Raw genomic sequence first — 2,333 nt, 5'->3', positions numbered from 1 at the left:
TACGGGAGAAATAACCATAAAAAAGGAGGCCTTTTTAAAGGGCCTCCGATTAAGACTTTGGTTTGTTATTATCAGCTCATATCTTTCGATACAACTAACTATCAAATACGCTACTCTTTGCAGATGGCCATACTCAAGAACAAAGCAAAATCATACTCAAAGATAAGGCGAATTCTATTTCAAACAAATCTAAAAGAGCAGTTTAACTCGTAATTAACACATTGTTTTTAATGTTTTAAAAAGCAATACCTATGCTAGAACATAGTAGCTAATTTCTGTTCGCCAAGTAAGATCTAATAAAAATTTTATGGTAATCATTTCGAAAAAACGAAATTTTTAAAACGCCATACATACGGGAGAAATAACAATAAAAAAAGGAGGCCTTTTTAAAGGGAGTTTAACTCACAATTAACATTCTGATTTTTAACGATCAAAAAACAAGTAATTGTAACAAACCGATCAAATGATCCATGTTTGCCAAGTGAAATTCAATAAAAAAATTTATGCTAATTATTTTGAAAACATCAAATTATAAAAATAGTAAACTGAAGAAACAACCATAAAAAAGAGGCCTTTTTAAAGGGCCTCCTATGTGATTCTGAATTACCGATATTAACTCTTACCGTTACTGGTATAGTCGATAGTGAGTTATCAATCTCATTATAAGATTAATATTCTCAGGTATTCAATCAGAATCACACTCAAAGATATTATTTATTTCTAAAAAAATTACTCTAAACCAGTATTTTAACCAATAATTAACGTGTCAATTTATTGTATAAAAAATTACTGTTTTTTAGCCGTTTCAACCGTAAAAATTAGTTCAGGAAATTTTAATAAAAGAGGTTACGAATACAATTGCAGTAGAAAATGAGCAGCCTAAAAAAAACTATTTTTGATATGTCGCCATAAAAAAGGAGGCCTTTTTACAGACCTCCAGTTTAGATTTTGGTTTGCTATTATCTACTAAGATCCTTTCGGTAACTTGTGACTATTAAATACGCTTCTCTTTACGGATGGTCATATTCAAGAACAAAGCAAAATCATATTCAAAGATAAGGCGAATTCTATTTTAAACAAATCTAAAAAAGCACTTTAACCAATTATTAACGCATTCATTTTCAATAAATTTAAAACGATATTTCCCTGCTATCACTAATCAAATTGATTGCTGTACAAATTATAATTTTAACAACATACACCTCTTAAAAGACAAATAGATCCTATTCAAAATTTAACCGCTGCATTTCACCGCTAACCTCAAAAAAAAGGAGGCCTTGTTAAAGGGCCTCCGATTGTAGATTTTGATTTACCATTTATCAACTCATACCGTTCAGCATGAAATGACTATTTGCATAAGCTTCTCTTTTCAGATGGTTTTACACAAGTGATTAATCAAAATCACACTCAAAGATACGACTTAGGGCAGTCAAATTATTAAAAAAACAGCATTTTAACCATTAATTAACTTGTTGTTTTTTTAATCAATTAAAACGAAATATATTGTTTGAATTCCAAACAACATAGCGATTGCTAAAATCAATAGGCAGTTCGCACTACTTCACACTGATATTCGCAACATCTCAATGAAATAACTAAAATATGTATCTTTGGAGTCCACTTAAAGTCAATAAAATGCAACTCGTTTTCGCTTCCAACAACAAAAATAAAATTCTGGAAATACAAAGTATGCTTCCTGACACAATCAAAATTCTAAGTTTAGAAAGCATCGGTTGTAATGAAGAAATTCCCGAAACAGCAGAAACCATTGAAGGTAATGCGATTTTAAAAGCAAATTATATTACGCAAAAATATGGCTATAATTGCTTTGCTGATGACACTGGACTTGAGGTAGATTCTTTAAATGGGGAACCAGGAGTTTTTTCTGCACGATATGCGGGAGAACAACGCAATGCTGATGATAATATGAACAAAGTATTGAAGGCCTTATCGGGTAAGAATAATAGAAAGGCACAGTTTAAAACGGTCATTGCATTAAATTTAAATGGCAAACAGCATCTTTTTACAGGAATCGCAAGAGGTGAAATCACTTTAGAAAAGACAGGTAATCAAGGATTTGGTTATGATCCTATTTTTAAACCTGAAGAGTATCAGGAAACTTTCGCTCAATTATCATTAGACCTAAAAAATAAAATTAGTCACAGAGGAAAAGCGACACTCCAACTAATAGACTTCCTGAAAGGAAATAAATAAATTTGGTTCTTCGCCTAAATTAGTGGATTTGCATTTTTTAGGTATTTCCTAAATAATACACCATTTTTATAAAATTCTCGGGATTTCTATAACCTCTTGCTCTGGATCTTGCTAACTGC

The 2,333-nt window shown here is 31.0% G+C and carries 1 protein-coding gene; it reads left to right on the top strand.

All coding sequences use genetic code 11. The features are described from left to right. The first annotated feature begins 1,635 nt into the window (after nt 1-1,635). Nucleotides 1,636-2,214, top strand: a complete 579-nt coding sequence (locus tag ACNQGH_RS21810; protein ID WP_417958124.1) for a non-canonical purine NTP diphosphatase — start codon at nt 1,636-1,638, stop codon at nt 2,212-2,214. Nucleotides 2,215-2,333 lie beyond the last annotated feature (119 nt).

It is taken from the genome of Flavobacterium kochi, assembly GCF_048286715.1.
Classification (GTDB): Bacteria; Bacteroidota; Bacteroidia; order Flavobacteriales; family Flavobacteriaceae; genus Flavobacterium.
The sequence above is the reverse complement of the archived record's forward strand: the minus strand, read 5'-3'. Positions and strand labels throughout refer to the sequence as shown.